This window comes from Nitrobacter sp. Nb-311A (genome assembly GCF_000152905.1).
Taxonomy (GTDB): Bacteria; Pseudomonadota; Alphaproteobacteria; order Rhizobiales; family Xanthobacteraceae; genus Nitrobacter.
Genome location: NZ_CH672419.1, coordinates 22,682 through 29,592, shown reverse-complemented (window position 1 = coordinate 29,592; position 6,911 = coordinate 22,682). Strand labels below are relative to the sequence as shown.

Sequence of the window (6,911 nt, the reverse complement as noted above, 5' to 3'; positions counted from 1 at the left end):
CACCCCTTTGATACTTGCCGAGCGATATTAGTATGGGCAAATCGTACGGCCCCAGCGCGGGCTGAAGTAGCACCCCCTGGCTCCCATAAATCCCCAACCGCGGCCTCGACCCCAGCCGCCGCCCCAGCCGCGACCGCGACCACCCCAGCCGCGTCCGCGACCGCGAGCCCAGCCGCCGCCCCGCCCACGCCCGCGCCCGCGGGCTTCAGCGGACGTGGTCGATCCGGCAATCAGAACCGAAGACACGCCGGCAACGCTAATAAAGTACACGCAAACCATCGCAGCAGCCGCCAGAACGCGGGTGATGAGGTTGCGTCGCGCGCTCGAACTTTTTTGAATCATAAGGGGAATCTCCAATTCTGTTTGGTAACAGGCAGACCTTATATTCGGGACGACCATTGTCACGAATATAAGGCAATCAGTTTGCCTTGGTTCGGTGCATGATAAAACAACATTTCCAATGAGCGCATGCCGCTAATCGAGACCAGGGTCGGCTTCCGCCCGGTCAGAGGTCGGTAGCCAGCGTCTTTAGGTTCACGCAAAAAGATGATGAAAACGGGGATACGACGTTATGAGCCAATGGTTGCAATAAACAACTTATAGTTGTTGATGTCTTTGAGCCGGTTTTCCACTCGCCGTCGTGAACTTCCTATGCCGCATAAGCGACGCAAAAGGGCAGGCATAAAGGCTATCCAGGTGGCCTAGCGTTAACTGCTATCACCCAGCTTGGTTCCGCAAACACGAGGCGGCGCCCCAATCCCTCCAGATTGCTCCGCAGAGGCTCATGTCAAAACAGCACACCTATGTTCTTGGTCTCAACACCTATGATCACGACGTGAGCGCCTGCCTGCTTCGAGACGGCGCTATCGCTTTCGCCATCGCCAAGGAACGGATCACGCGCGAGAAGCACGCCAGCGGGTTCTTCAAGGAAGTCATTGACTATTGTCTTGGGGCCGAAGGCATCGGCATTGGTGACATCGATCTGGTGGTCAGCAATTGCTACATTCTTCCCGTTCCCGAGATGGAGGAGCGGCTGATTTATCAGGACATGCCGGGATTCCTTCCCGCTGAAGAACGGCTGCAAGCGAAGGACCATCCCTATTTCCGCGCGCATTCCGACAAGGTGGTCTCGATCTCACACCATCTGGCGCACGCTTATAGCGCCTTTGCAGCCTGCCCGTTTGACGAGGGCGCGATCATGATCGTCGACGGCGTCGGCAGCTATCGTTCGGACGTGACCGAGCCCTATCCGGAAAGCGACATCGCAACATCGCTGGCGCGAGAATCGGAGAGCTATTATCGGTTCAGCGGCGAAACGCTCGAATGCCTGAAAAAGGTCTGGATGGAGCCGGACCGTGGTTTTTTCAGCGACGAATTCTACAACATGCCAGGCCTTGGCGCGCTCTATAGCCGCGCCTCGACTTATGTATTTGGCGACTGGAATAAATGCGGCGAGCTGATGGGGCTCGCGCCGTACGGACGCCGCGGCAAGATCAGGCCGACCATGGAAATCGCCGAGAATCACCTCACGGTTCCGCGCTGGTCCGCGGAGTTCAACCAGCCCTATATCGTCGACGGCGAAGGAAGCTGGGAAAGCAGCCCTTCCATGCGGCACTGGGAAGATCTTGCGTGGCAGGTTCAGGACGACACTGAAAAAGTGCTGCTCGCGCGTGCCAATTGGCTTCGGGAAGCCACGGGTGCGAGGAACCTCTGCATCGCCGGCGGTGTAGCACTGAACTGTGTCGCCAACGGACGCATCGCGCGGGAGGCCGGATTCGAGAACGTCTGGATTCAGCCCGCCGCAGGGGACGACGGCATCGCGATCGGTTGCGCCTATTACGGTTGGCTCGAACGGTTGAAACAGCGCCGCGGATTCGTGATGGAGCACGCCTATGTGGGCCGCAGCTACACGGACGCCGAGGTGGACGCTGCAACGCAGCGCCCGATTGTCAAGGTCCAGACGGCGGCTGTGAAAACCTCGAACGTCCACGCCGAAACCGCGAAACTTCTGGCGGACCAAAAAGTCATCGGCTGGTTTCAAGGACGCTCCGAATTCGGCCCGCGCGCACTGGGCAATCGCAGCCTGATCGCCGATCCTCGCAAGGCCGAGATGAAGGACATCCTCAACAGCCGGGTCAAGCACCGCCAGCCGTTCCGGCCCTTCGCGCCGATCGTGCTGGCCGAACGCATGGCGGAAGTCTTCGAAGGTGAGGAGGATTCGCCGTTCATGCTGATCGCCAAGGCGGTTCGGCCTGAGTGGCGCGACCGGATTCCGGCGGTTGTTCACGTCGACGGCACGGCGAGAGTGCAGACCGTGCGCGAAAGCACGAATCCCGCGCTTTACCGGCTGTTGAAGGAATTCGAGGAACTGACCGGCGTTCCGGTCCTGATCAATACATCATTCAACGTCAAGGGCGAACCGATCGTGGAGACACCGCGCGATGCCATGCGCTGCTTTCTGACCACGGGCATCGATCATCTGGTGCTGCACGACACCATGATTTCCAAGAAGGGACTGCACAGGATCGTGGGGCCGCTCGTCGACGTGTACACTGACGTGGGTGCCGTCGTCATGTCGAACCTCAGGCGGGCCTGAGAACCGGCTAGAGCATGATCCCGAAAGGCGGGAACCGGTTTTCGGAAAAGATCATGCTCAAACAAAAGATAAGCGATGAGTCTGGTTCAACGCAGTTGAAACAGACTCTAGGATGCGCCGTTCCGTCGCGGCCCGCGATGGACGAGATTGTCACGCCGCGCCATAGAGAATATACTTGAAACAGGATGCCCGCCGGCTTTGCCGGACGGCACGGCAGCAGGTTCCGGTGTTCATGACAGCACGTATCTTCAAGCCCGCCAAAAATGCGATGCAATCGGGGGTCGCCAAAACCAGGGAATGGCAGCTCGACTACGAGCCTGAGCAGGCGCGGGTGATCGAGCCCCTGATGGGGTGGACCAGCTCCGGCGACATGAAGCAGCAGATCACGCTTCGCTTTGAGACCAGGGAGGACGCGATCGCCTACTGCGAGCGCGAAGGCATCCCCTATCAAGTGATCGAACCAAAGGTAACGGTGCCGCGAAAGGCCGCCTACGCTGACAATTTTGCATTTCGCCGGATCGAACCCTGGACTCATTAAGCGGGAGGATGGGCCGAACCACGGTTGACCTTACCGGAAAGGGGTCGGGCACCTGGCCGGTTTAAGGCGCGCGCTTCAAGCCTGCCAAGCATCCTGGACTGTCATGGCGCTTCGTTCCGGTGTCGATCCAACATCGTCAGATTTCGCGCGCAACGTCGAGGCGATGAACGCTCTCGTCAAGGAGTTGCACGACAAGCTCGCGAGCGTCGCGGGCGGAGGCGGCGAGACCGCGCGGACCCGTCACACCTCGCGCGGCAAAATGCTGGCTCGCGACCGCATCGACCTGCTACTCGATCCCGGCACCGCGTTTCTCGAATTGTCGCCGCTGGCTGCGAACGGCATGTACGGCGGCGATGTCCATTCAGCGAGCATCGTCACGGGCGTCGGACGCATCGCCGGCCGCGAGTGCGTGATCGTCGCTAACGACGCCACCATCAAAGGCGGCACCTATTATCCGATGACCGTGAAGAAGCATCTGCGCGCGCAGGACATTGCGCGGCAGAACAATCTTCCCTGCATCTATATGGTGGATTCCGGCGGCGCCTTTCTGCCGCGGCAGGACGAGATCTTTCCTGACGAACGGCATTTCGGGCGCATTTTCTACAATCAGGCCAGCATGTCGGCGGTTGGCATTCCGCAGATCGCGATCGTGATGGGATCATGCACTGCGGGCGGCGCCTATGTGCCGGCGATGTCGGACGAGAGCATCATCGTCCGCAATCAAGGCACGATCTTTCTGGGCGGTCCGCCGCTTGTGAAGGCCGCCACCGGGGAGATCGTCACCGCCGAAGAACTGGGCGGCGCTGACGTACATTCACGCCAGTCCGGCGTCACCGATCATTATGCGCAAAACGACGCCCATGCGATCGGAATCGCGCGCCGCATCGTTTCCACACTGAAGCCGCCGCGGCGCGCCGCGCTCAATATGCGAGAACCGCGCGAACCGCTGTTCGCACCGGAGGAAATCTACGGCGTAGTGCCGGCGGACGGCCGCAAGCCGTTCGATGTGCGCGACATCATCGCGCGCATCGTTGACGGTTCGGAGTTCGACGAATTCAAGAAGCTTTACGGTCAGACGCTGGTATGCGGCTTTGCTCATATCTGGGGATATCCGGTCGGCATCGTCGCCAACAACGGCATCCTGTTTAGCGAAAGCTCGCTGAAGGGGACGCACTTCATCGAGTTGTGCTGCCAGCGCGGCATTCCGCTGGTCTTCCTGCAAAACATTACGGGCTTCATGGTTGGCAAGAAATACGAAGCGGGCGGCATCGCCCGCGACGGGGCCAAGCTTGTCACGGCGGTCGCGACCGCGGCCGTACCGAAATTCACGGTGGTGATCGGCGGCTCCTACGGCGCCGGCAACTACGGCATGTGCGGCCGCGCTTTCTCGCCGCGATTTTTGTGGATGTGGCCTAACGCGCGCATCTCGGTGATGGGCGGCGAACAGGCCGCGATGGTTCTCAGTACGCTGCGGCGGGAGAACATCGAAGCGAAAGGCGGCAACTGGTCGATCGAGGAGGAGCAAGAATTCCAGGCGCCGATCCGCGCGCAATACGAGAACCAGGGCAATCCCTATTACGCTACCGCGCGGCTATGGGACGACGGGGTGATCGATCCTGCCGACACGCGCCTCGTGCTGGGACTCGGATTGGCGGCGGCGGCGAACGCGCCGATCGAGCCGACAACCTTCGGCCTGTTCAGGATGTGATCGTGGCCAGCGCTCCAGACTATCGCCCCTTTAATGCGCTCCTGATCGCCAATCGCGGTGAGATCGCATGCCGCATCATCCGTACCGCTCGCGCGATGGGCTTGCGCACCATCGCCGTTTATTCGGAGGCAGACCGCGACGCGCTGCATGTCGCCATCGCCGACGAGGCGATGTGTCTTGGACCTGCGCTCGCCCGCGACAGCTATCTCGCCATCGACAGGGTGATCGATGCCGCCCGCAGAACCGGCGCGGAAGGCATTCATCCCGGCTACGGGTTTTTGTCGGAGAATGCCGGCTTCGCGCAAGCCTGCGCCGATGCCGGCCTCGTGTTCGTCGGACCGACAGCCGCAATGATGACCGCGATGGGCACGAAGTCGGACGCCAGGGCTCTGATGCAAAATGCAGGCGTGCCATTGGTGCCGGGCTATCACGGCGAGGCGCAGGACGAAGCCACGTTGCAGGGTGCTGCGGACGGGATCGGTTATCCGGTTCTCGTGAAGGCCTCCGCCGGTGGCGGCGGCCGCGGCATGCGGGTCGTGCGGTCGGCCGTGGAACTGGCTCCGGCTATCATCAGCGCCCGGCGGGAGGCAAAGGCCGCTTTCGGGGACGACCGGTTGCTGATCGAAAAATACGTCGAGACCCCCCGGCATATCGAAGTGCAGGTGATCGGCGACAGCCACGGTAATCTGCTGTCGTTGTTCGAACGTGAATGCACCTTGCAGCGCAGGCATCAGAAAGTGATCGAGGAGGCGCCGTCGCCTACACTCAACGGCGCGCAACGCGACAAGGTATGCGAATCCGCGCGCAAGGCTGCCGCCGCGGTCGGCTATGTCGGCGCAGGCACCGTGGAGTTCGTGTCTGACGGCAAAGACGTGTTTTTCATCGAAATGAACACCCGTCTGCAGGTCGAGCATCCGGTGACCGAACTCGTCACCGGAATAGACATCGTCGAATGGCAGCTTCGAGTCGCGTTTGGTGAAAATCTGCCGCTGACGCAGGACCAAATCAGACTGAATGGCCACGCCATCGAGGCGCGTGTTTACGCCGAGGACCCGAACAAGAATTTCATGCCATCTGTCGGCCGCATCAAGATGTGGCGCACGCCGCCGGAGACTGATGGCTTGCGTATCGATGCCGGCTATCGTGAAGGCGCTGCGGTTCCGCTGAACTATGACGCTATGCTCGCCAAAGTCATCACATGGGCGCCGACCCGCGAAGCTGCGATCCGCCGCCTGGCGCGCGCGTTGGACGCAACCGACATCCGCGGCGTCGCCACCAACATTTCGTTTCTGTCTGCGCTGGTCACGCATGCGGACGTGCGCGCCAACGCGCTCGACACCGGGTTCATCGAACGCCATTTACAGGACCTGGCCCGGCCTTCGGCGGTGCCGGGCGAGACCGAACTCGCATCCGCCGTCGCCGCGATCCTGCTGGAAGAAAGCAAGGCGTCTTCACCGGATCCGGCCTCGCCCTGGCGAAGGGCGGGTTGGATGATGGTCGGCAGACGGCGGCGGCGGTTCGTGTTCCGTCAGGGTCCGGCTGAGCACGAGGTCACGCTCGTCTATGGCAATGGCCCGGACGAAATCCGGCTAGGAGAAAAAAGTTTTGCATTCGCGTTTGCTGCGGACGGCCCGGATGGCATGAACCTCATGCTCGATGGACGGCGAAGCCATGTTGTGTTCGCCGCGGATGGCCGCGAACTGTATTTGCGGACACGCAGCGGGCGGTTCGAGTTGCACTGGGTTGATCCCTTTGGCGAAGACGATCAGGAGCAGGCCGGCGAAGATCGCATTGTCGCGCCGCTGCCAGGCACAGTGGTCGCGCTGCTCGCGGAGGAGGGGGCGCTCCTGGAAAAGGGTGCACCCATTCTTGCGTTGGAGGTGATGAAGATGGAGCATACGTTGCGGGCTCCATTTGCCGGCAAGCTGAAGAAGATCAAATGCCGGGTCGGCGATGTCGTGGCGGAGGGCATTGAACTCGCCGAGATCGAGGCAGCCGCTTGAGAGGACTTGCTTGTCGAGCTTGATAAATACGCCTGCCGACCAGTCCCCGGCTGCAATCCCCAAAGG

General features: G+C 61.1%; 4 protein-coding genes. All 4 read left to right on the top strand.

The window, feature by feature from the left end; translation table 11 throughout:
- Positions 1 to 784: 784 nt before the first annotated feature.
- The 4 genes from NB311A_RS14965 (at position 785) to NB311A_RS14950 (ending at position 6,845) form a co-directional block, all read left to right on the top strand.
- Positions 785 to 2,596 (top strand): carbamoyltransferase C-terminal domain-containing protein, encoded by a 1,812-nt coding sequence (locus NB311A_RS14965; RefSeq protein WP_009799617.1) that lies wholly within the window; start codon positions 785 to 787, stop codon positions 2,594 to 2,596.
- Between the two features lie 232 nt (positions 2,597 to 2,828).
- Positions 2,829 to 3,134 carry an ETC complex I subunit gene (locus tag NB311A_RS14960; RefSeq protein WP_009799616.1) on the top strand — a complete coding sequence of 102 codons (306 nt, stop codon included), beginning with the start codon at positions 2,829 to 2,831 and terminating at the stop codon, positions 3,132 to 3,134.
- 103 nt (positions 3,135 to 3,237) lie between these two features.
- On the top strand, positions 3,238 to 4,842 hold the full coding sequence (locus NB311A_RS14955) for a carboxyl transferase domain-containing protein (protein ID WP_009799615.1): 1,605 nt from the start codon (positions 3,238 to 3,240) through the stop codon (positions 4,840 to 4,842).
- A 2-nt stretch (positions 4,843 to 4,844) separates the two neighbouring features.
- Positions 4,845 to 6,845 (top strand): acetyl-CoA carboxylase biotin carboxylase subunit, encoded by a 2,001-nt coding sequence (locus NB311A_RS14950; protein ID WP_040675577.1) that lies wholly within the window; start codon positions 4,845 to 4,847, stop codon positions 6,843 to 6,845.
- Positions 6,846 to 6,911 lie beyond the last annotated feature (66 nt).

What these genes read in the sequence shown, in the direction of transcription:
- NB311A_RS14965 (WP_009799617.1), top strand. Translation starts at nt 785, where the DNA reads ATGTCAAAACAGCACACCTATGTTCTTGGTCTCAACACCTATGATCAC.
- NB311A_RS14960 (WP_009799616.1), top strand. Translation starts at nt 2,829, where the DNA reads ATGACAGCACGTATCTTCAAGCCCGCCAAAAATGCGATGCAATCGGGG.
- NB311A_RS14955 (WP_009799615.1), top strand. Translation starts at nt 3,238, where the DNA reads ATGGCGCTTCGTTCCGGTGTCGATCCAACATCGTCAGATTTCGCGCGC.